General features: G+C 67.6%; 13 protein-coding genes and 1 tRNA gene. 7 read left to right on the top strand and 7 right to left on the bottom strand.

The features are described 5' to 3' along the window. Positions 1–260 precede the first annotated feature (260 nt). The 7 genes from HPF_RS23645 (at position 261) to HPF_RS10980 (ending at position 5,210) form a co-directional block, all read left to right on the top strand. A tRNA-OTHER gene (locus tag HPF_RS23645) sits at positions 261–369 on the top strand. Continuing rightward, positions 321–1,172: a glycosyltransferase family 4 protein gene (locus HPF_RS10955; RefSeq protein ID WP_165961687.1), complete on the top strand. Its 852-nt coding sequence runs from the start codon at positions 321–323 to the stop codon at positions 1,170–1,172. Before HPF_RS23645 ends, HPF_RS10955 begins: the two co-directional genes overlap by 49 nt. Before the next feature lie 19 nt (positions 1,173–1,191). Beyond that, the gene (locus HPF_RS10960; protein WP_165961688.1) at positions 1,192–2,235 is read left to right on the top strand and encodes a polysaccharide deacetylase family protein; all 1,044 of its coding nucleotides are present in this window, start codon (positions 1,192–1,194) and stop codon (positions 2,233–2,235) included. 78 nt (positions 2,236–2,313) lie between these two features. Then, positions 2,314–2,652, top strand: a complete 339-nt coding sequence (gene tnpA / locus HPF_RS10965; RefSeq protein WP_133155655.1) for an IS66-like element accessory protein TnpA — start codon at positions 2,314–2,316, stop codon at positions 2,650–2,652. Continuing rightward, the gene (tnpB, locus tag HPF_RS10970) at positions 2,628–2,981 is read left to right on the top strand and encodes an IS66 family insertion sequence element accessory protein TnpB (protein WP_133155654.1); all 354 of its coding nucleotides are present in this window, start codon (positions 2,628–2,630) and stop codon (positions 2,979–2,981) included. The genes tnpA and tnpB overlap by 25 nt, the downstream gene beginning before the upstream one ends. An 84-nt stretch (positions 2,982–3,065) precedes the next feature. Further along, on the top strand, positions 3,066–4,580 hold the full coding sequence (gene tnpC / locus HPF_RS10975) for an IS66 family transposase (RefSeq protein WP_424955194.1): 1,515 nt from the start codon (positions 3,066–3,068) through the stop codon (positions 4,578–4,580). Positions 4,581–4,604: 24 nt separating this feature from the next. Continuing rightward, positions 4,605–5,210 (top strand): plasmid pRiA4b ORF-3 family protein, encoded by a 606-nt coding sequence (locus tag HPF_RS10980; protein ID WP_133155652.1) that lies wholly within the window; start codon positions 4,605–4,607, stop codon positions 5,208–5,210. Between the two features lie 130 nt (positions 5,211–5,340). On the opposite strand, the gene HPF_RS10985 is transcribed toward HPF_RS10980, so the two are convergent. Genes HPF_RS10985 through HPF_RS11015 form a run of 7 tightly spaced genes read right to left on the bottom strand, consistent with a single transcriptional unit; the run spans position 5,341 to position 21,268 of the window. Next, positions 5,341–6,231 (bottom strand): hypothetical protein, encoded by an 891-nt coding sequence (locus tag HPF_RS10985; RefSeq protein WP_133156608.1) that lies wholly within the window; start codon positions 6,229–6,231, stop codon positions 5,341–5,343. Next, positions 6,221–7,675: an undecaprenyl-phosphate glucose phosphotransferase gene (locus tag HPF_RS10990; RefSeq protein ID WP_133156609.1), complete on the bottom strand. Its 1,455-nt coding sequence runs from the start codon at positions 7,673–7,675 to the stop codon at positions 6,221–6,223. The genes HPF_RS10985 and HPF_RS10990 overlap by 11 nt, the downstream gene beginning before the upstream one ends. 40 nt (positions 7,676–7,715) lie before the next feature. Next, positions 7,716–8,660, bottom strand: a complete 945-nt coding sequence (locus tag HPF_RS10995; protein ID WP_133156610.1) for a hypothetical protein — start codon at positions 8,658–8,660, stop codon at positions 7,716–7,718. Beyond that, positions 8,657–14,662: a non-ribosomal peptide synthetase gene (locus HPF_RS11000; protein ID WP_133156611.1), complete on the bottom strand. Its 6,006-nt coding sequence runs from the start codon at positions 14,660–14,662 to the stop codon at positions 8,657–8,659. The genes HPF_RS10995 and HPF_RS11000 overlap by 4 nt, the downstream gene beginning before the upstream one ends. Then, positions 14,649–15,896 (bottom strand): glycosyltransferase, encoded by a 1,248-nt coding sequence (locus HPF_RS11005; protein ID WP_207959366.1) that lies wholly within the window; start codon positions 15,894–15,896, stop codon positions 14,649–14,651. Before HPF_RS11005 ends, HPF_RS11000 begins: the two co-directional genes overlap by 14 nt. A gap of 24 nt (positions 15,897–15,920) precedes the next feature. After that, positions 15,921–16,640, bottom strand: coding sequence for a 4'-phosphopantetheinyl transferase family protein (locus HPF_RS11010; protein ID WP_133156612.1), 720 nt, complete (start codon positions 16,638–16,640; stop codon positions 15,921–15,923). Beyond that, positions 16,640–21,268: a MupA/Atu3671 family FMN-dependent luciferase-like monooxygenase gene (locus HPF_RS11015; RefSeq protein ID WP_133156613.1), complete on the bottom strand. Its 4,629-nt coding sequence runs from the start codon at positions 21,266–21,268 to the stop codon at positions 16,640–16,642. Before HPF_RS11015 ends, HPF_RS11010 begins: the two co-directional genes overlap by 1 nt. Positions 21,269–21,286: the final 18 nt, after the last annotated feature.

Genomic DNA, 21,286 nt, shown 5'->3' on the forward strand with positions numbered 1-21,286 from the left:
ACAGTTTCATCCGCAGAGAAATCGCAGCGCTGGAGCGGCAGGGTGTCGAGGTGCTGCGTTTTGCGATCCGAGGGCCGTCGGACGGAAGCCCCGACTCAGCGGACGTCGAGGAACTGCGGCGCACGCGCTACGTGCTGGGCGCGGGCGCCATGTCCACGCTCGCCCACGTGATGGCGGCCGTGGTGCGACGGCCGAGGGCCTTCATGGCCGCGGCCCGTTCCGCGTGGCGGCTGTCCCGCCGCGCGGAGCGCAGTCTGCTGCACCATGTGGCCTATCTGGTTGAGGCCTGTATCGTCGGGAACTGGATGCACAAGGAAGAAGTGCCGCACCTGCACGCGCACTTCGGTTCGAACCCTGCCACGGTGGCCATGCTGGCGGCACAGATCAACGGCGGCACCTTCAGCTTCACCGCGCACGGCACTGTGGAGACGGACGCTGCGCAGTTCATCGGCATTCCCGAGAAGGTGCGCCGTGCGGCGCATGTGGTCGCGGTCAGCGAGTACGGACGAAGCCAGCTGTGCCGCTGGGTGGAGCCCTCTCACTGGAAAAAGATCTCGGTGGTGCACTGCGGACTGGACGAGGGCTACCGTGCGCCTCCCGCGCAGCCGTTCAACGCGGTGCGGCGCTTTGTCTGCGTGGGGCGATTGAGCTCGGAGAAAGGGCAGTTCGTGCTGATCGACGCGCTGGGCGAGCTGCGTCGCCAGGGCGTGGAGGCCGAGCTGGTGCTGGCTGGCGACGGCGAGCTCCGGTCCGCCATCGAACAGCACTGCCAGCTGCGCGGGGTGGCGGACCGGGTGCGCATCACCGGCTGGATTTCGGGTGCCGATGTGCGCAAGGAGATCGAGGCCTCGCGCGCGCTGGTGCTCAGCAGCTTTGCCGAGGGCTTGCCGGTCGTGCTGATGGAGGCCATGGCCTGTGCGAGGCCGGTGATCGCCACACGCGTGTCTGGCATTCCCGAGCTGGTGCGCGATGGTCAGGACGGCTGGGTTGTGGCGCCCGGCAACGCCCTGGATCTGGCGCAGGCCATGCGCCGCTGCCTCGAAACGGAGGCCCCGCAGCTCCAAGCCATGGGCGAAGGGGCGCGGGCGCGGGCGCTGGAGCGGCACGATGTCGACCGGTCGGCGCAACAGCTGCGTGAGATCTTTGCTCCGCTCGCCGGGGCCAGCGCATGAGCGCGCGCAGGGAGTTGCCATGAGCGCGGTCTCGACCCTCAAGGCCCTGGTCCGGGACACCTGCGGCCTGGCGCTGTCCATGACCCGCGTGACCGCACCATCGGTCCGGCTCGGGCAAAGGCTCTCCGTCGTCACCTTCCACCGCGTCCTGACCGAGCCGCAGCGGCGGCTCTACCCGCTGCCGGGCCTCGCCGTCACCCCGGACGAACTGGACGACCACCTCCGGTTTCTCACCCGCCATTTCCAGTGCCAGTCGCTTGATGCGGCCCTCGGGCTGTGGGAACAAGGTCGCATCGCCAGCCGGCCACTGCTGGCGATCACCTTCGACGATGGCCAGCTCGACAACTACGAGAACGCGCTGCCCGTCTTGGAAAAGAACGGCGTGACCGCCAGTTTCTACGTTCCCAGCCAGGTGCTGGAGGACGCCACGCCGCTGTGGCACGACACCATGGCGGTCTCGGTCGCCTGGCTGGTGAACCATCTGTCAGAAGGGGGCGTTCGGTCCGGATCCACGGAGCGCGGCGCGGCGCTTGCGTTGTTCGCCGAACTGCACCCTGGCGGGGAGCTGGGCGGTGTGGCGGGCCACCTCACCGTTGAAGCCGCGCTGGAGCACACGAAGCGCTGGAGCCCCGCGCAGCGTGAGGACTGGATGCGGCGCGCCAGCGGCGTGCTGCCCCCCGCGCAGCGGCCCCGCTGGGATGGGTTCATGAGTGTCGAGCAGATGAAAGACCTCGTGGCCCGCGGTCACGAGATCGGCAGCCACTCCCACTCCCACGCGCTGCTGCCGCAGTGCACGGACGACGAACTGCGCGCCGAGATCGCCGGTTCCCGCCAGAAGCTGGAAGCCGTGCTCGGCACGCCAGTGACCACCTTCTGCTATCCCAACGGGTCTTTTGATTCGCGGTGTGTGGCACAGGTCCGCGAGGCCGGCTACCGGGCGGCCGTCACCACCCGCTGGGGCAGCAACGCACCCGGTGCAGACCTCTTCCGCCTGCAGCGCTTCAACATGAACGCGCAGCATGCGCAGGACCGGAACGGGCGCTTCTCCGAGGCCCGTCTGTAAGCGCGCGGTCATCCCACCCTTGAAGGGATTGGTCTAAGCGGCAACGATGGTGTCCACCAAGCGATTTAGGTGGACACCATGAATGAAGCCAAGAAGAAGACCCGCCGGCGGCACAGCGCCGAGCTCAAGCAGCAGATCCTCAGTCAGTGCGCCGAGCCCGGCGCATCGGTGGCCAGCATCGCCTTGTCGCACGGCATCAACGCCAATGTCGTTCACAAATGGCGCCGCGGAGCGGGTGGCTCGCTGCCTGCACTGCAGGCCCCTGCATTCGTGCCGGTAGCTTTGCCGCCCGCGGCGTACGCGCCTGCACCAGACATCCGCATCGATCTGCGCCGTGGCGCCACCACCGTCTCGGTGACCTGGCCCCTGGCGGCGGCCGATCAGTGCGCCGTATGGATGCGAGAGCTGCTCAAGTGATCCGGGTGGATGCCCTGTGGCTGGCCACCGAGCCGCTGGACATGCGAGCGGGCACCGAGACGGCGCTGGCCCGTGTGGTGTTGGTCTTCGGCGCAGCGCGCCCGCACCACGCCTACCTGTTCGCCAATCGCCGCGCCAACCGCATGAAGGTGCTGGTGCACGACGGCATCGGTGTGTGGCTGGCAGCGCGGCGCCTGAACAGCGGCAAATTCGTCTGGCCGCGTGATACGGCAAGCACCGCCTCGCTCACCCGCGCCCAGTTCGATGCGCTGGTGCTGGGCCTACCCTGGCAGCGCCTAGCCGACGGTGGTGTCATCACCGTGGTCTGACTCTGAGGGGCAGACCAGGGCTTGCCAATTGGGGCATGCGCCAATGGTGCGGGTGTGCCAGTGCTGGCACAGTGAATGCCCATGGTGGTCGAGCCTCAATCCCTGCAGAGCCTGAGCGCAGAAGAGCTGCGTGAGCTGACCTCGCGCCTCATGACGCAGCTGCGCCACCAGAGCGCGCTGCTGGACAAACTCACGCACGAGAACGCGCTCTTGAAGCGCATGAAGTTCGCGGCCCAGTCCGAACGCTTCAACCCCGAACAGAAGAGCCTGCTCGAAGACGAGATCGAGGCCGACCTGGCGGCCGTGGCCACGGAGATTGACGCGCTACAGGAAGCGCAAGCGCCGGCCAAGCTGGAAGAGAAGAAGGTGCCCAAACGCGCCCCTCTTCCCGCCAACCTGCCGCGGCGCGAGATCCGCCACGAGCCCGACTCGACCACTTGCGCCTGCGGCTGTCAGATGAAGCGCGTGGGAGAGGACGTAGCCGAGAAGCTGGACTACGTGCCTGGCGTGTTCACGGTGGAGCGCCACATCCGGGGCAAGTGGGCCTGCGCGAAGTGCGAGACCATTCACCAGGTACCCGTCGATCCGCACATCATCGACAAAGGCATCCCCACCACCGGGCTGCTGGCGCAGGTGCTGGTGACCAAGTACGCCGATCACCTGCCGCTGTACCGTCAGGAAGCGATCTTCGGCCGCGCCGGTTTGGCGATTCCGCGCTCCACACTCGCTCAATGGGTGGGCTCATGCGGCGTGCAATTGCAGCCACTGGTCGATGCCATGAGACACGAGCTGCTGCAACACCGCGTGCTGCATGCCGACGAGACGCCGGTGTCCATGCTCAAACCGGGCAACGGAAAGACACATCGGGCCTACCTCTGGGCCTATGCCACGGGTGCCTTCGAGAACACCAAGGTGGTCGTCTACGACTTCTGCGAATCGCGCTCGGGCGAACATGCCCGGCGCTTCCTGGGTGACTGGAGAGGCAGCCTCACCTGTGACGACTTCAGCGGCTACAAGGCCTTGATCGCCAGTGGCGTGACCGAGGTTGGCTGCCTGGCGCACGCACGGCGCAAGTTCTTTGATCTGCACGCGGCGAACCAGAGCCAGATCGCAGAGTTCGCGCTCCAGCAGTTCGGCCGTGTCTACGAGATCGAGCGCGAGGTCAAGGAGCTCAGCGCCAATCAACGCCAAGTCATCCGGCAACAACAAGCGAAGCCGCTGCTCGATGCCCTGCACCAGTGGATGCTGCTGCAGCGCCAGAAGGTGCCCGAGGGTTCAGCGAGTGCCAAGGCGCTGGACTACAGCCTGCGGCGCTGGGAGGCTCTGACACGGTTCGTCCACGATGGGCAACTGCCCGTGGACAACAACTGGATCGAGAACCAGATCCGCCCGATTGCCATTGGTCGAAACAACTGGCTCTTCGCTGGCAGCCTGCGTGCGGGCCAGCGGGCGGCTGCCGTCATGAGCTTGATTCAGTCAGCGCGCATGAACGGGCATGACCCCTACGCCTACCTGCGCGATGTGATGGCAAGCCTGCCCATGCAGCGCGCCAGCCAGATCGGTGAGCTGCTGCCGCACCGTTGGCAGCCCATGAGCTGAGTCGCAGACTGGTAGCCTTGGGGCATGAGCAAGCCCAAGATTGCCAAGCGCTCCACCGTCGTGCAGCGCGTCTACCAACTGCACATCCAGCTCGAATACCTGGAGCCAGCGATTTGGCGCCGGCTCTGGGTGCCCGATACGGTGACGCTGGACAAACTTGATCGCGTCATTCAGACCGCCATGGGCTGGATGAACACGCACATGCATGCCTTCGACGTGAGCGCAGTGCGCTACGCGATACCCGACCCCGATTGGCCGTCCAGAGTCGAGACGAGGGATGAACGGGTGTTCGATCTCAGGGCGGTGCTTGCCGACGGCACCACCGAATTCATCTATACCTACGACTTTGGCGACGACTGGCGCCACCGGATCCATGTCGAGGCGGCCTTGGAGCCCGGCGCGAAGAACACTCGCCCGCTTTGCGTAGCCGGAGCCAACGCCTGTCCGCCTGAAGATGTGGGCGGGCCACCGGGCTACAGCGACTTCTTGCAGGCCATCGTCGATCCCGTGCATCCGGAGCACTTGCATCCGGAGCACTTGGCGATGTGGGAGTGGAACGGCGGGCCGTTCGACCCTGCAGGCTTCGACCTCAATGCCGTGAACGCCGGGATGCGCAAGCTGCGCCTATAGAGCCCCGTCAAGATGGGGCGGCCAGACGCTTACGCCCGTCTGGCCTGGCGCATGAGCGGACTGCACCCGGGACTGGACAGGGTGAGCCAGGACCCTTGCGGCGGCGACGCCACGTGACTTTGCAGGCAGCTCAGTCTTTTCTGGGCGAAAAACCCATCACGGCGGGGTGATCCAGCCGGTGCAGCAGCGCCTGCATGGAGGCGATGCTCTGGAAGCGGCCAACGAACTTGCCGAACAGCGAGCGCTTGAGCAGCGGGAAGCCGGCGTCGATCATCTGTTCCGGGCAATTCAGGCACAGGTCCAGATGGCGTGAGCCATCTGCGTACCAGTAGGCGCCCACGCTGACGTGGGGGCTGGCCACCCGGGCCAGCAGGGTCTCCTGCAGCAGGATGACCGATTCGGAGGAGTCGTAACACCACTCGGTGGAAATCACCGGCGCGATCACTTTCAGCAGCTCCGCGTCGACCTGCCGGGCGATCAGGGCAAAGGACTGCAGGTGGTTCTCTTCGAGCGCGTTGGCGCTCAGGCCCGCCACCCGCCAGGGGGCCTGCTCGACAAAGGGAGTCAGCGGGGAAAACGGACCGAGCACGGAGTCGTTGAACATCAGCACATCGGAGCCTGGAGCCCGTTGTGCCAGCTCGTTCAGGCAGATCGCGTAGGCCGAGAAGTCAAAGCCATCCGTCCCTTTCCAGTACAGCGCATCGCAGTGCCGCTTCAGCTCATCGAGCACCGGGTGACCGGGGGGGCAGGCGCACACGATCATCACCGAGGCATCCTCTGATGCGAGGCGTTGGAGCGTGAACCGGTGCTGGGTCGACAGCTGACCCTGGGGCGCGTACAGGAAGTACATGAGCCAGCGGCCGGCTCCGCTGGCCGGGACCACAGGCTTCCAGACCGGGGGCTTCTGTCGCGTCCGGCGGGCCCTCCAGCGGGCCACGATGATGCGCGGGCGCGGCTGGCTGGGTTCGTAGTTCCAGAAGGTCTGTGCCCCTTCCACCGGCCTGGCGAGTTCAGTACGCATTCTTGCCCGTCAGTGCACCCAGGGTGCGCAGCAGGATGGAAAAGTCGAGCCAAAGGGACCAGTTGTTGATGTACTCGATGTCCGCCTCGATGCGCGCCTGCATGCGCTCGATGTCGGTGGTCTCGCCTCGAAGGCCTCGCACCTGGGCCAGTCCCGTGATGCCTGGTTTGATGTTGTGGCGGGCAAAGTAGGCGTTGATGCCCTTGGAGTACAGCTCGTCGTGCTGTACGGCGTGTGGTCTGGGCCCCACCAGCGACATCTCGCCCATGAGGACATTGAAGACCTGCGGAAGCTCGTCCAGACTGGTCTTGCGGAGGAAGGCACCCACGCGGGTTACCCGGGGGTCGTTGCGGGTGGCCTGGCGAATCACGCCGGCCTCGGGCTGGTGCACGTACATGCTGCGGAACTTCCAGATGTGGAACACCCGCCCGCTCCATCCCATGCGCGCCTGCCGGAAGAACACGGGGCCCTGGCTGTCGAGCTTGATGGCCGCGGCGATGATCAGCAGGACCGGCGAAATCACCATCAGGATCAGCAACCCCAGGATGCGGTCTTCCAGGGCCTTGAGCAGGAGCCGGGTGCCCGTCAGCGGGGTTTCAGACAGGGTCAGCACGGGCAGTCCCGCGATTTCCCGGACGCTGTGATTGACCAGCAGCAGCGAGAAGATGTCCGGCACCCAGTGCACCGACACATGGCGGTCCAGCAGCTGGAAATACAGGTTCTCGATCAGGTCGGACTCGCCCAGGGGGATGGCGAAATACACCGTGCGCACGTCGTGGCGCTCGATGATGGACAGCATCTGGTCGAGCGGTCCGATGATGTTGAGCTCCTTGAGCGATGCGAAGTCCGAGCTTTCGTACAGGGTGGCGCCCGCCCTGGCCTCGCTGCCCTGCGCGGCCGAGGGCAGCTCCAGACAGCCCACCACCTTCTGGTTCAGCCACGGGTTGCCCGAAATCTTGTTCTGCAGATAGCTCGCGAGCTTGCCCGTTCCGACGATCAGCACGTTCTCGGCAGGCAGAGCGTGGACCATGACCCGGATCTGGATCTCGCGGCTGAGGTACTGCAGAAAAACCTGCAGCAGATAGCCCGCGATGAACAGCTGCCCCAGCAGCAGGCGGGAAAACACATCGGTCTGCTTGGTCACAAAACCGACGACCAGCAGGAAGCCGAATGTCAGCGACCAGGCCTTGAAGAGGGTCAGGGCCTTGCGCGTGAAACTGCTGTTGCTGCGGTAGACGCCGAACTGGTTGTAGGCGAACACCATCACCATGGCCAGAAGGAGCAGCAGCACGGAATAGGGCGTGGTGACGGTGCCGATGTGTTTCTGGATCAGCAGCAGGGACAGGGTCATCACGGCCACCACGTCCACCACGGCCTGCACCGCCGTGGAGATGCTTCCGCGGCGCTTGAGGATGGATCGATGGGGTCTCTTCGAGAGTGCCATGGAACAAATGTATCGGGTTACGACGAGCGGGCGACCCGCATCAGCTGCCGCGCTGTGCCACGCCGGTCTTGGGGTAGCTGGTCACCACCGACCAGATCACCTCGCTCATCAGTCGGGCCAGTTCCGGCGAGATGGGGGGCAGCTGCGTCCCGTCGACCAGCCGGATGGTCTGCGGCTCTGCCGGAGGCGGGCGGTGATAGAGGACCGCGTAGTGGGTGAGGGCGACGAGGTAGTTGCCCAGCGCACTGAGATGAATCATGTCGCGTTTGCCCTCGTCGCTGATGTAGAACAGGTCTTCGCGCGATCGCAGCCGGTCGACGCCACCGCGGGCTTCCACCTCCCGCACCAGACGGGCCATCACCTGGCCGGCGGGAATGACGTACACCGGACCGCCGGTGTCGCCGTGCGCCAGGCCCCTTGCCAGGAGCACACCCTCCCAGTAGAGGCTCAGGTCCTCGTCCAGCCGTTCCAGCCAGCCTTTGGGGTCGTTCAGTTCGTGCCAGAGCTCGTAGAGGTAGACCCGGATCTTGGGATTGGCTGCCCGCGCTGCCCGTGCCCACTGGCGGATGTATTGCGGGCTGTCGTGGTGCTTGATCGCGTCTTTGATCTCCACCGACTCCGTCAGGACCAGTACGTCGAACTGGCCGCTGTTGACGGCCTGGTGCGCGTCCTGGTAGCGGGGGTGCGCGTTCTCGATCTCGAAGCCGTTGACCGGAACGTCAGGTTCCCAGTGCGACCTCAGCGAGGCGCCCCATCCCAGCTGGGAGCGGTGGTCGTGGCCTGCGCCGGCCAGCTGCTCCAGCATCATGGGGATGTCCTTGTTGACCAGGCTGTGGCCGATGTGGAAGACGCGCAGCGGCTTGTCAGGCGGCGACAACGGCTGCGTGTACAGGGCCGAGAGTTCGACCGGGTCGAGCGACTTGTGCCATCCGCAGGCGGTGAGTGCGAAGGCCAGCAGGTATTTCAACGAGTGTTTCAGCATCATGTGGTGGAGGCACGGGTTGAAGAGGGCGACGCAGTATGACCGGTCTGGACCGGGGAAGTGCCCATGCGTCTGGCGTCGGCGAGGTGCGGGCGCATCGCTGCGGCCAGCACCTCCACATGGGGTGGCTCCAGGATGGCCATGTGTTTTCCAGGCACGCGTTCGATGGTCAACCGTGGCAGCAGCGAGCGCCAGCCATAGGCCGGCGCCGTGGACAGGTCGTCACCGGCTTGCAGGAAGACGGCGGGCAGGTCACAGGGTGTGGCCTCGTGGTCGCGCATGGCCTTGGCATAGACCTGGATGCGCCGACTGCCGGGTTCGTGTCGGTGTTCGGTCTGGTGCCGGAACACACGGTAGACGTGCAGGACGTGCCCCAGCCCCCCGCGCCGGAGCAGGCGCAGGCGCCTGACCACCCCCGCCACCAGGTGCCTGAAGCCATGTCCGGGCAATCTGGAGTCGAGCAAGGCGATCAGGCCGATGGTTTCGCCTTCTGTCTGCAGCTGTCGTGCCACCTCGAACGCCAGCAAGCCGCCGATCGAAAAGCCACCGAGGAAATAGGGGCCGTGCGGCTGGATGCCTCGGATCAGATCCTTGTATTCCCGGGCCAGCGTCTCCACGGTCACCGCGGGAGGCGCCAACTCCATCGGCTGTTCCAACAAGTCGATTTCGGTCTGTGAGAACACGCCGTACACCGGCATGCCCGGATCAAGCAGCTGCGCCAGCCGCCTGTACATCTCCGCGCCTGCCAGCAGGAAGAGGCCAGGACCCTGACCAAGGGGTTGCAGCACCGCCACCGGGATGTCCTTGTGGTCCCCGGGCGAGGTCTGCGACAGCGCCTCGGCCAGCTCCGCCACCGTGGGATGCTTGAACAGCAGGGCCAGCGCGCAGGGTCGTTGCAGCGCCGACTCGATGCGGCTGACCACCCCCACGGCCAGGATCGAGTGCCCGCCGAGGTCGAAGAAGTTGTCGTGGATGCCGATCGTTTCGGTCTGCAGGGCGGCTTGCCAGATGGATAGGATGACCGTTTCGGTGGGGTTGCGGGGCGGGGTCAGCGAGGTGCGCCCTCCCGAAGGATTGACGGAGGGCGCTGGAAGCGCACGGCGGTTGGTCTTGCCGTTGGGCAGCACCGGGATGCTGTCCAGTGCGACAAACAGGCCGGGCACCATGTGGTCCGGCAGCCAGCGGCGCAGGTGCTCGCGCAGCTCGTCGCGAGAAGGCAGAGGCCCTCTGGGGACCACGTAGGCGACCAGCCGGGGCTGACCTGGCGAGTCCTCGCGCAGCATGACCACCGCACGCGCGATGGCCTCGTGGCAGAGCAGCCGGGACTCGATTTCCCCGAGCTCCACCCGGAACCCGCGCAGTTTGATCTGGTCGTCCAGCCGGCCGCCATGCTCCAGCGACCCGTCGCACCGCCAGCGCCCGCGGTCCCCCGTGCGGTAGATGCGGGTGACGAGCGGGTCCGGTGCATCGGGCTGGTCGATGAAACGCTCGGCGGTCAGTGCCGCCTGCCGGTGGTAGCCGACGGCCACGCCGGTGCCGCCGATGTAGATCTCACCCGGTACGCCGATGGGGCAGGGTTGCAGGTGCGGGTCGAGCACCTGGATCGAGGTGTTGAGCACCGGGCGGCCCAGGTCAATGGCCTGGACGGCGCCCGGAGACACCCGCCAGCAGCTGGACCACACCGTGGTTTCGGTGGGGCCGTACATGTTCCAGACCTCGCCGCAGCGGGCGAGCAGCTGGCTGGCAAGATCGGGCGTCAGGGGCTCGCCGCCCACCAGCGCCTTGAGCCGCGGGTTGCCAGCCCAACCTGCGTCGAGCAGCAGGTGCCAGCGCGACGGTGTGGCCTGCAGCACGGTGATGTCCTCTCGCGCCAACAGCTCGGCCAGCGCCCGACCATCGGTGGCGTCGGCCTGGCTGGCCACCACCACGGTGCCGCCCATGCCCAAGGGGAGAAACAGCTCCAGGACGGCGATGTCGAAGCTGGGGGTGGTCACGGCCAGCAACCGGTCGTGCACGGTGCAGCCGGGCGCGCGCGCCATGCTCTCCAGCAGGTTCACCATGGCCCGGTGTGGCACGGCGACCCCCTTGGGCCGACCGGTGGAGCCGGAGGTGTAGATCAGGTAGGCCGGGTCTTCCGGGCGGGCATCGAGCAGGGCATCGTCCGGCAGCCGGTGCGGTGCGGCCGCGTCGATCTGCGCGCGGTCCCTATCGACCAGCAGGCGGGGGGTCTGGTCCTCGTCCAGCACCACCGAACTGTGGCTCACCAGCAGCGCCAGCTCGGCGTCCAGCATCTGGTCGCTCAGCCTCTGCCGGGGGTAGTCGGGGTCCAAGGGCACGTAGGCCGCGCCTGATTTGAGGATGGCCAGCAGCACGATCACCAGTTCATGACTGCGGGGCAGGCAGACGCCCACGCGGCAACCCCGCGCAACGCCGCGCTGGCGCAGCAGCCTCGCCAGCCGGTTCGAAGCCTCGTCCAGTTCGTGGTGGGTCAGCCGCGCAGCGCCGTGGACCAGCGCGGGCCGCTGGGCCGACTGCAGCAACCCCCGGGTCACCCAGGCGTGCGCCGATGCGGCGACGGGTGCCTCGACGGGGCCATGCGACCACTGGTTCAGGTGCTCGCGTTCGGCCTCGCCCAGCAGCGGGAGTGTGGCCACGCGGGAGTCCGGCGCCTGGATGGCGATGCGCAGGATCTGCAGCAGGTGCTCGCCCATGCGCTGCACCGTCTCCGGCACGAACAGGTCGGTGGCGAACTCGATCGTGAAGGCCTGGTCGTACATCACGTCGACCACCACACTCAGGTCGAACTGGGTCGACGCCCGGTCGAAGTCCAGCCGCGACCAGGTCAGGCCTTCGAAGTGGCAGTCCCGGGCCTGCGTGTTCACCATGTTGAAGAGCACGTTGAACAGCGGCTGGCGGCTGCTGTCCGGCCGGGCCGCGAGTTCGCGGACCAGCACCTCGAAGGGCATGTCCTGGTGCGAAAAGGCCTCCAGGGAGACGGTGCGCACGCGCGAAAGCACCGTGAGGAAGTCCGGGTTGCCGTCCAGATCGGTCCGGAACACCAGGGTGTTGACGAAGGTGCCGATGAGGTTCTCGGAGGCCAGATGGTGCCGGTTGGCAATGGGCACGCCGATGCCGATGTCGGTCTTGCCCGTGTGCCGATGCAGCAGCACATTGAGTGCCGCGATCAGCACCATGGACAGGCTGGCCCCGTGCGCCGCGCCGAGCGCGCGCAGGCCGGCGATGTGCTCGTGCTCCAGTGGAAAGCGCAACGCCGCACCGCGGAAGCTCTGCTCCAGGGGGCGTTGCAAGTCGTTGTTCAGCGGCAGCAGCTCCAGGCCGTTCAGCCGCTGCGACCAGTACGCGAGCTCGCTGCTTCGCCGCTCGGTTTCAAACCAGTCCCGGTGCCAGACCGCGTAGTCCGCGTACTGGATCGGGAGCTCGGGCAGGCAGGCCTCGGACCCGGACACCAGGGCGCTGTAGTGCGCCGCCAGCTCGCGCCCCAGCTCCGCGAACGACCACTGGTCGCTGACGATGTGGTGCATCACGATCAGCAGCACCGCATCGTGTTCGGCCAGGTGGATGAGCTGCGCGCGGAGCAGCGGGCACTGGTCCAGCACAAAGGGCTGGCAGGTGACATCGGCCAGATGGCGGCGCAGTACCCCGTCGGGCACACCGCGTCCCTCGGTGGCCAGCCGCAACGGCTGAAGGGGCACGGCCGGTGGCGGCACCACCTCGGCAAACACTCCGTCAGCGGTCTTGACAAAGCGTGTGCGGAGGACTTCGTGGCGCTCGACCACGCGATCCATGGCCTTCTGCAGGGCCGCCACCTCCAGCGGCCCCTTCAACCGCATGGCCAGCGGGATGTTGTACGCGCTGCTCTGCGGTGCCAGTTCGTGCATGAACCACATGCGCTCCTGGGAGAACGACAGGCCCAGCCGGCTGCCAGGGCCGCGCGCCGCTGAAGGTGTGGCCGCGGCCGGCACCGATGGGCTCGCCACAACGCTGTCCGGCGTGGGCGACAACTGCATCAGCCGCTCGGCGAGTCCGCGCACCGTGGGCGTCTCGAACACCGCGCTGATGGGCAGGTCGAGGCCAAGCCTCGTGCGCAGACGCGAGACCAGCTGTGTGGCCAGCAACGAATCGCCACCCAGGTCGAAGAAGTTCGCGTCGTGGTCGATCACCTCGTGCCCGAGGATCTCGGACCAAAGCAGGGTCAGGCTGTCCAGCAGCGCGGCATTGGCGGAGTGGTCCGTCGCCGTGTTTGTGGAGGATTGGGCCGACAGGCGCAGGGGCTCCAGCCGCCCCTCCAAATAGAGGCGCCGCGCCGCGCCGCGCTGCGGCTTGCCGCTGGAGGTCCGGGGCAGGGTGCCGGTGCGCAGGGGAACGATGTCGTGCAGATCGACCTGGTGCTCCGCGGCCACCCGCTTGTGGACGGCATCGACCAGCTGCCGCACCACGTCCGGCGAGGGGCGCCGGCTGCACTCGACCAGCATCACGACCGCTTCCCGGTCTCCCTTGTCCACCGAAATGGCGATGACGCCACCGCCCCGGATGCCGGGGTGCGCCGATTCGGCTGTCTGCTCCAGGTCCTGGGGGTAGAGGTTGCGGCCGTTCGCGATGATCAGGTCTTTGCGGCGGCCGGCGACGAACAGCTCGCCGCCGTGCAGGAAACCCAGGTCGCCGGTGCGCAGGTAGCGCGTGGGGTCGGCAACTTCGGGGGCAAGGGTTCCGCCAAAGTGCTCGGCGGAGACGTCGGGCTGTCCCCAGTAGCCCTGGCCCACGCTCGGTCCGGCCACCCAGATCTCGCCGATCCGGTCGGGGGCGCAGGGCGTCCTGGTGTCGGGATCGACGATGCGCAGCTGGAAACCCGGCAGCGCCGAGCCGCAACCCACCAGCGTTCTGGTGCCGGTCGCTTCATGGTCGGCTGGTCGCACTTCGTGGCGTTCGATGGCCTGCGCATCCAGCGTGATCTGTTGCAGCGGTGTGGCGGCATTCTTCACGGTGACTGCGAGCACCGCTTCCGCCAGTCCGTAGGATGGCGCCAGCGCCGCACGGTGGAATCCGAAAGGCGTGAAGGCCTGCGAGAACGCGTCCAGCGTGGTGGCACGCACCGGTTCCGCGCCGCAGGTGGCGTATCGCCAGCTGTCCAGACGGGCGTTCCATTGCGGTGCGCGGGCCAGTGCCTGCACGCAGGCGGCGTAGGCGAAGTTGGGTGCCCCGCTGTGGGTGACGCCATGCCGGGCAATGGCCTCCAGCCACTTCAAGGGGTGCAGCAGGAACTGCACGGTGGACATCAGGAACGAGGTGCCACCCGAGTACAGCGGCTGGAGCACTCCGTGCACCAGGCCGTAGTCGTGGAACCAGGGCAGCCAGACCAGTGCCTTCATCCGGGGCGTGTCCACACTGCTCACCAACGAGCGGCACTGGGCCAGCACGTTGTCGTGGGTGATCTCGACGCCCCGCGGGGCGCTCGTGGACCCGGAGGTGTACTGCAGATACGCCACCGGGTTCTCGTCCAGGCCTTCGGGTGACGGCGCCACCGCGTCGGTCTGCAGCGGTTCGTTCAGAAGGGTGTCCAGCGTGCACCAGGTGCGTTCGGGGATCTGGGTGCGGCCGGCTTCGATGTGTCCCTCGTCGGTCACGGCCAGCGCGACATCCGCATTGTTGGCAATGCCCAGCAAACGCGATTCGCTGTTCCGTGCGTTCCTGTTGTCCGGCGCAGGCGCTGGGACGGGGATGGCGCCGGCCAGGATGCAGCCCCAGAACAACTGCACAGCGTCCAGGTGGTTGTCGAACGCGAGCAACACCCGATCCCCTGGCCCGATGCGCGCACGCAGACGCTGCGCGATGGTTTCGGCCGACTGGCCCAGCGCGGCGTAGCTCAGCGAGTGGCTGGTTTCCAGGCCGTGCCCCAGGAACACGTAGGCCGCGTGTTCCCCGTAGTCCGCCACACGCTTGCGCAGCAGTTCGCGCAGATGGGCGTACTGGACATCAGAGGTGGGCACGGATCACCTCGCTGCGGTGCCTGAAGACGGCGACGTCGTTGAAGGGGTGGCCATCTTGCGCGGCCCGGCCAATCAGATCCGCGAGCCGCTGGCGATCCCGCGCCAGGCCGGCCAGACTGTCCGCCAGTGCGCCGACGTCGTCTTTGGGGGTCAGTAGGCCGCCGCCGTGGGCGGAGATCAGGTCCTTCGGGAACGGGCTGTCGTAGCCGACCAGCGGGGTTCCGGACACCAGCGCTTCGATCAGGTTTCTCGGTGACTCCGGGGTCTTGTGGCAGAACACGAACACCTGGGCCTCGCGCAGTACCTTCAGGATGGCCGCACGGTCCCTGATGAAGCCGGGCAGCGCGACCTGCCCGGTCAGTCCCAGGCGCTCCACCTGCGCCTTCATCTCGGGCAGACGTTCGCCGTCCCCCCACCAGGTCGCGCGGAAATCGACGCCGGCTTCCTTCAGCGAAGCCATCACCTGGATCCAGTCGTCGGCGCCCTTCATCACGTCGGCCCGGCCGAGATAGCAGATGTGCAGCGGGCCTTCCATGACACCCTGCAGCTTGTTGCGGAGGGCATCTGGCGGGATGCGGTCCTCCTCGCGGAGGTGGATGTCGTGGACGATTTCAGCCTGTGAGGCGTAGGGCGCGTAGGTGGCGTAGGTTTCGGCACCATGGAACAGCCCCAGGGCCGAGCGCCGGATGATGGCCCGCTCCAGTGCGGCCATGGGCCGGTGGTACAGCGATGCTTTCAGCCGCGCCCGGCGGGTGCGGGCCGCACGGGCTTCGTGCCGCACCACTTCGGACTCCACCCGGTCGGTCCAGACGGCAAAACGCCGACCCTTGCGGTGGGCTTCCAGAGCGGCCACCGAGCCCCAGTCGCCGAAGAGCCCGCCAATCGAGAACGACAGGTAGTCCGCTTCGTCGATCAGCTGGGCAATCTGGCGCCGCACCGAGGGGAGGAAGCGGAAAAAGCGGTCGGGGCGGTAGGCCGACGGCAGGGCGACGAGGTGCACGCGCTCCAGGTCGATCGCCGACGAACGCACCGGAATCCAGCTCGGCGGCGGGGTGCCGGGCTCCAGCGGGTGCATCACCGTGACCTGTTCGAAGTTTTCGGCCCAGAGGCGCAGTCCGTTGCAGGCCTGGTCTTCCAGCAGGTATCCGTCTTTTCCGGCGTAGAGCGGCACGGGTGCATACAACAGCAGGCGGCTGCCGGAGGTCTTCATGTGGGTGCTTTCAAGGTGTTGCATGGCTCGTCGGCGCGCAGCAGTCGTTCATGAGCCCGACCCGGCAGGCCCGAGCATCCAGGCCAGGACCAGGCCATCGCGTGCGAGCAGGGTGCCTTGCCCGGTGCATCGGGTCACCGGGGTGTCGCTGGAGGCGGCGCGCACCACAAAACCGGTGGCATCCGCCGAGAACGTCACCTGCACATCGAGGAAGTCCAGCAGGCGCCCGGTCTGCGGGTACTGCCACTTGTAGAAGGCCTCCTTGGCGCAGAACAGCCGGGTCACCCGCCGTCCCCGCTCGTGTGGTGGCAGCTGATCGAGCAGGGCCCGTTCTTCGGTGGTGCAGAGGCTCGGCCAGAGGTCGGACGCCATGGCCCGGTCTTCTTCGATGTCGATGCCCACCGCGTGCACCTGGTGCCGCCGGCCGACCACCGCCACGCACACCCGGCCACCGTGTGCAATGGACCCGGTCAGTCCGTCGGGCCAGACCGGTGACCGGTCGGGGGCACTCGGAATGGCTGCGGGAACACAACCGATCTGCTGCATCGCAGCGCGTGCCGCCTGCCGCCCGGCGGCGTACTCGCTCTGCCGGGCCGGCACCGCTTTCAGGATGGCCGCGCGTTCGGCGGGCCAGAGCAGGTCTGGCTCGCCATCAACGCCGGTGCAGGCCACGCCAACACCCGCGCCAAGAGCCTGCGCCAGCTGCAGGCGCAAGGACTGCAGCAGCGGGAGCTCTGTGGACGATTGAAGGCATTCGAGCGCGTGCATCAGTCCTGCGGCAGCTTGCCCGAGCGCATCGCGCGCCGGCGCGACATCGCGTCGGCCCGCATCTGCGCGCGTTCCGTGGATTCCGCCGCGGTCTCGGCGGTCTCGCGGGGCTTGTCGTCCAGGTGCTGCGCCAGCGCCGAGAGGGTCGGGAAGCGGAAGATGTCGGTGATGCTCAGCCGGGTGGTGTTGAGCGCCTGCTTGATTTCGCGGTGGGCCTGAACCGCCAGCAGCGAATGGCCGCCCAGGGCGAAGAAGCTGTCCTTGGACCCGATCTGTGGCACGCCCAGGATGCGGGACCAGATGGCCGCGATCTTCTGTTCGACCTCGTTCTCGGGAGCGACAAAGGCCTCGGTGCGCTCGCGCTGCGTGTCCTGCGAGGGCGCGGGCAGGGCCTTGCGGTCCACCTTGCGGTTGGGCGTGAGCGGGAACTCGTCGACCATGACGAAGTGCGCGGGCACCATGTGCTCGGGCAGCCGGGTGGCGGCCCACTCGTGCAGCTGCTCGGTCGACACGCCTGCGTCGGCGCGCAGGTAGGCCACCAGGCGCACGTCGCCCGGCTGGTCTTCGCGCGCCACCACCACGGCCTGCTGCACACCGTCGCACGATTCGAGCACCGCCTCGATTTCACCGAGCTCGATGCGGTAGCCGCGGATCTTGACCTGGAAGTCGGCGCGCCCGAGGAAATCGATGCGCCCGTCCGCGCGCCAGCGCGCCAGGTCGCCCGTGCGGTACATGCGGGCTCCACCAGGGGCGGCGCACTCCGGACGCACGAACGGATCGGCCGGGAAGCGCTCGGCGGTGAGGTCGGGGCGCTGCCAGTAGCCGCGGGTCACCCCGTCGCCGCCGATGTACAGCTCGCCCGGCACACCCACCGGCACGGGTTCCTGGTGCTCGTCCAGCACGTACATCTGCGTGTTGGCAATCGGGCGACCGATGTTGACGATGTTCTCGCCAGGCCCCGCGGTTTCCGTGGACGACCAGATGGTGGTCTCGGTGGGGCCGTACATGTTCTCGATGGTGGCCGCACCGAGCTGGGACAGTTCGGCCACCAGCGAACCGGGCAGGGCCTCGCCGCCGATCATCAGGTGTTGGACCTTTCCAAGCGCCAGGCGGGCCTCGTCGTTCATGGCGATCATGCGCGCCATGCTGGGCGTGCACTGCAGATGGGTGACGCTGTGCCTCACGATCTGGGCCGCGATGGAGAAGTCGTCAGGTGCCGGGCCGGCGCCCTCGTTGGACCTGCGCAGCACCTCCGCCAGCGGGTAGAGGCCTTCCATGACCTTTTCGGACGGAATGCCGTAGTCGATCAGACAGGCGATTTCGTGCACGCCAATGCGCTTGAGCTGCTCCACCCGGTCCAGACAGTCCTCCACCGTGCCGAACAGGCCGGAATCTTCGAAGTAGCGCTGGAATGCGAACTCCAGAATGCCTTCGAGCTCCTCGGCGTCGAGGGTGCGGATGTCGATCTCGGCCGGGTTGGTGACGCCTTTTGGTTTTTTGAAGGCGGGGAAGGCCCAGGCGTACTGCTTGATCAGGCCGGCGGCGCTGCCCAGGTAGTCCTTCATCGGGCCACGCGCGGTCTCGCGGGCCTGCTCGCGGTCTCGGGCCACATAGGTGTGCAGCATCAGCGTTACCGTGAACTTGGCCGGGTCGTGGCCGGCCTCACGCAGCGCGTCGTGGTAGAGCCCAATCTTCTCGGCGACTTCCTCGATGGTCTGGCCCAGCAGATGGGTCAGCACGTTGGCGCCGACCCGTCCGGCGTCGCGCCAGGTCTCGGGGTTGCCCGCCGTGGTCACCCAGATCGGCAGCTCCTTCGAGACGGGGCGCGGTTGCGTCTTGACCGCGAAGGTGCCGTCCTTGGTGGGGAAGTCCACCGCCTCGCCCCGCCAAAGGCGCCGGATCTGTTCGGTGGCATCGAACAGGGCCTGCCGGTTGGCGGGCGGTGTGTTCTCGGGGCGCAGCACGAAGTCGTCCGGGTGCCAGCCCGAGGCCACCGCGAGCGCGGCGCGGCCATTGGTCAGGTTGTCGATCACGGCCCACTCTTCGGCGACGCGCGCAGGGTGGTGCAGCGGCACCACGCAGCTGCCGGCGCGCACGCCGATGTTCTTGGTGACGGCCGCCACCGCGGCGCCGGTCACCGAGGGGTTGGGGTAGGGGCCACCGAAGGCGTGAAAGTGGCGCTCAGGCGTCCAGACCGCGCAGAAGCCATGCGTGTCGGCAAACTTGGCGCCTTCCAGCAGCAGCTCGTACTTCTTGGGGCCGGCGCCATCGTCGTTGCCCCAGTAGTAGATGGAGAAGTCCATCTTCTGGCCGCTGGCGATGCGCCCGGACGACACCAGCGCCCGGTTCTCGTCGCTGCTGAGCACCAGCTTGAACCCGCGCGCCAGCGTGTAGAACAGTTCGAGCACCGAGATGTCGAAGGACAGGCTGGTGACGGCCAGCCACACGCCCGGCGGGTCGTGCCGGATGCGGTCGTCCATGCCGCGGAAGAAGTTGGCCACGTTGCGGTGCTCGACCATCACGCCCTTGGGGCGGCCGGTCGAGCCCGATGTGTAGATCATGTAGGCGATGTCGGACACGCTCACGCCGCTGGCCGGGTCGGTGTCGGGCTGGCTGGCGATGGCGGGGTCCTGGTCGATCACCAGCACCTGGGCCTGGTGGGCGGGCAGGCTGTCCACCAGCGTGGACTGGGCAACGATCACTGGCGCGCCGCTGTCCTCGATGTAGAGGGCAATGCGGTCGGGCGGGTAGGCCGGGTCCAGGGGCACATAACCACCACCCGCTTTCTGGATGGCCAGGGCGCCGACCAGCAGGTCGAGCGAGCGGGGGGTGTACAGCCCGACCAGGGTGCCGGGCAACACGCCCATGGCGATGAGGCGGTGGGCAACCTGGTTGGCCCGGCGGTTGAGCTGCGCGTAGCTCAGCGACTCGCCTTCGAACACCACCGCTGTGGCGTCGGGGGTGCGCTGCACCTGCTGCTCGAAGAACTGGTGCACGCAGGTCTGGCGCTCGTAGTCGCAGCGGGTGTTGTTCCAGCCGTAGAGCACCTGCTCGCGCTCGGCCTCGCTCATGACGGGAAGCCGGCCCAGCCGCGTGTCCTGGGCGCTGGCGTCGCTCAGGGCATCCAGCACGCGTTGCAGGCGCTGGCACAGGGTGTTCGCGGTCTCGGCGTTCAGGCGTGTTTCGTCGTACCAAAGGCTGAGGCCGCCCTGCGCGGCGACCTGGATCGTGAGGGCGGTGCCGTCGATGCCGGCCGAACCGTGGCCCGTGGCCAGACCGACCTGGGGTACGGTGAGGGCTTTGATGGCCGGGTCGCGGGCGACCAGGTCGAGTGCAAAGGCGGGCGCCTTCCGTGCGGCCGCCAAGGCGTCGCTGCACTGGACCGAGAACACCGAGAACGGGGTGTCCCCGGCGGCGTCGAGGCGCAGCGGCACCCAGGTTGACAGGAAGCCTGGTGCCTGCGGGATGTCTGCGTCCCGGTAGGCCAGGTCGAAACGGTTCTTGCCGCTGACGCGTGCGACCCAGGCCGCGACGGCGGCCAGCTGGCGGTCGCCGCCGAGGCTGGCGGGCGCGTTCAGCTGCAACGAGCGCCAGAGGCTGGGGCCGGCCGCTGCGGACACCAGCGGCAGATCGACCCCCTCCGGCGCCTGCAGGCACTTGCGCCAGGCGCCTTCACCTGCGACGACGCGTGCCATGGCATCGGTGAGGGCCGCCGCGCTGGCGGCGTCGGGCAGCGGCAGGCGATCGCCCGCCTGTGCCACGGTCGTCGGGCATACGGCGGCGCCCTGGGTGTCGCGCAGGCCGGCCAGGCGCACCGGGACCGACCCCGTGCCCACCACCAGGCCGCCCATGGTGGCTTCCATCACCTCGCCCGGGGCCGCTGTGGCGCCAGCCTCGACCGTGGCCGTGGCCACCAGCAGCACCCGGTTGCCGACCACCAGCTTGGGGCAGCTGATCGGGTTCCAGTAGCTGCCGTGGTCCAGCGCCGCCACCAGAGCCACCACCTCTTCGGCAGGCCGGGACAGGTCGATGCGGGCCGCCGCGGCGGGCCGGTCCAGGCGCGCGTGGTAGGTGCGCTGGCTCAGGTCCTGGGGGCGGCGTTGGGGGCCTGCACCGTGCAGATCCGCCAGCAACTCGGAGAAGCTTTCGATGGCTGCTTCGTAGCAGCGGGTGTTCAGCGTGAGCGCCGTTTCGTTGGGCGCCATGTCGAAGAGGCGCTGCTTGACGATGTCACCTTCGTCAATGCCGCCTTCGATCATGTGCCAGGTCACGCCATGCTGCTTTTCCCGAGCCAGGATGGCCCAGACGGGCGCGTTCAGGCCGGCGTGGCGCGGCAGGGGGCCGTCGTGGAAGTTGATGGCGCCGCGCGTGGCTTTGGCCAGCACCGGCTGGGGAATGACCGACAGGTTGGCAATGCTGAAGAACCAGTCGAAGTGCACGTCGGCCAGCCGCTCGGCAAGCCCTTCACCAGGCGCTTCCACACGCAGCCTGTGGTTGGCCGCCCACGAGCGGATGTCGAGGTTGCGTGTGACCACCGCGCCGATGCGGTCGCCCGCCCGCAGGAGTTGTTCGGCACATTCGATCAGCAGGGACTCATTGCCCATCACCACACAGGAAAAACTGCTCATGGGGGACTCCGGGATTGG

Origin of the sequence: Hydrogenophaga pseudoflava (assembly GCF_004353865.1) — a bacterium.
In the GTDB taxonomy this organism is placed as follows: Bacteria; Pseudomonadota; Gammaproteobacteria; order Burkholderiales; family Burkholderiaceae_C; genus Hydrogenophaga; species Hydrogenophaga pseudoflava.

Bases quoted from the DNA above. Each gene is read 5' to 3' on its own strand.
- HPF_RS10960 (WP_165961688.1), top strand. From the start codon at position 1,192: ATGAGCGCGGTCTCGACCCTCAAGGCCCTGGTCCGGGACACCTGCGGC.
- tnpA (WP_133155655.1), top strand. From the start codon at position 2,314: ATGAATGAAGCCAAGAAGAAGACCCGCCGGCGGCACAGCGCCGAGCTC.
- HPF_RS10990 (WP_133156609.1), bottom strand. From the start codon at position 7,675: ATGGCACTCTCGAAGAGACCCCATCGATCCATCCTCAAGCGCCGCGGA.
- HPF_RS10980 (WP_133155652.1), top strand. From the start codon at position 4,605: ATGAGCAAGCCCAAGATTGCCAAGCGCTCCACCGTCGTGCAGCGCGTC.
- HPF_RS11015 (WP_133156613.1), bottom strand. From the start codon at position 21,268: ATGAGCAGTTTTTCCTGTGTGGTGATGGGCAATGAGTCCCTGCTGATC.
- HPF_RS11005 (WP_207959366.1), bottom strand. From the start codon at position 15,896: ATGCAACACCTTGAAAGCACCCACATGAAGACCTCCGGCAGCCGCCTG.
- tnpB (WP_133155654.1), top strand. From the start codon at position 2,628: ATGGATGCGAGAGCTGCTCAAGTGATCCGGGTGGATGCCCTGTGGCTG.
- HPF_RS10985 (WP_133156608.1), bottom strand. From the start codon at position 6,231: ATGCGTACTGAACTCGCCAGGCCGGTGGAAGGGGCACAGACCTTCTGG.
- HPF_RS10995 (WP_133156610.1), bottom strand. From the start codon at position 8,660: ATGATGCTGAAACACTCGTTGAAATACCTGCTGGCCTTCGCACTCACC.
- HPF_RS11010 (WP_133156612.1), bottom strand. From the start codon at position 16,640: ATGCACGCGCTCGAATGCCTTCAATCGTCCACAGAGCTCCCGCTGCTG.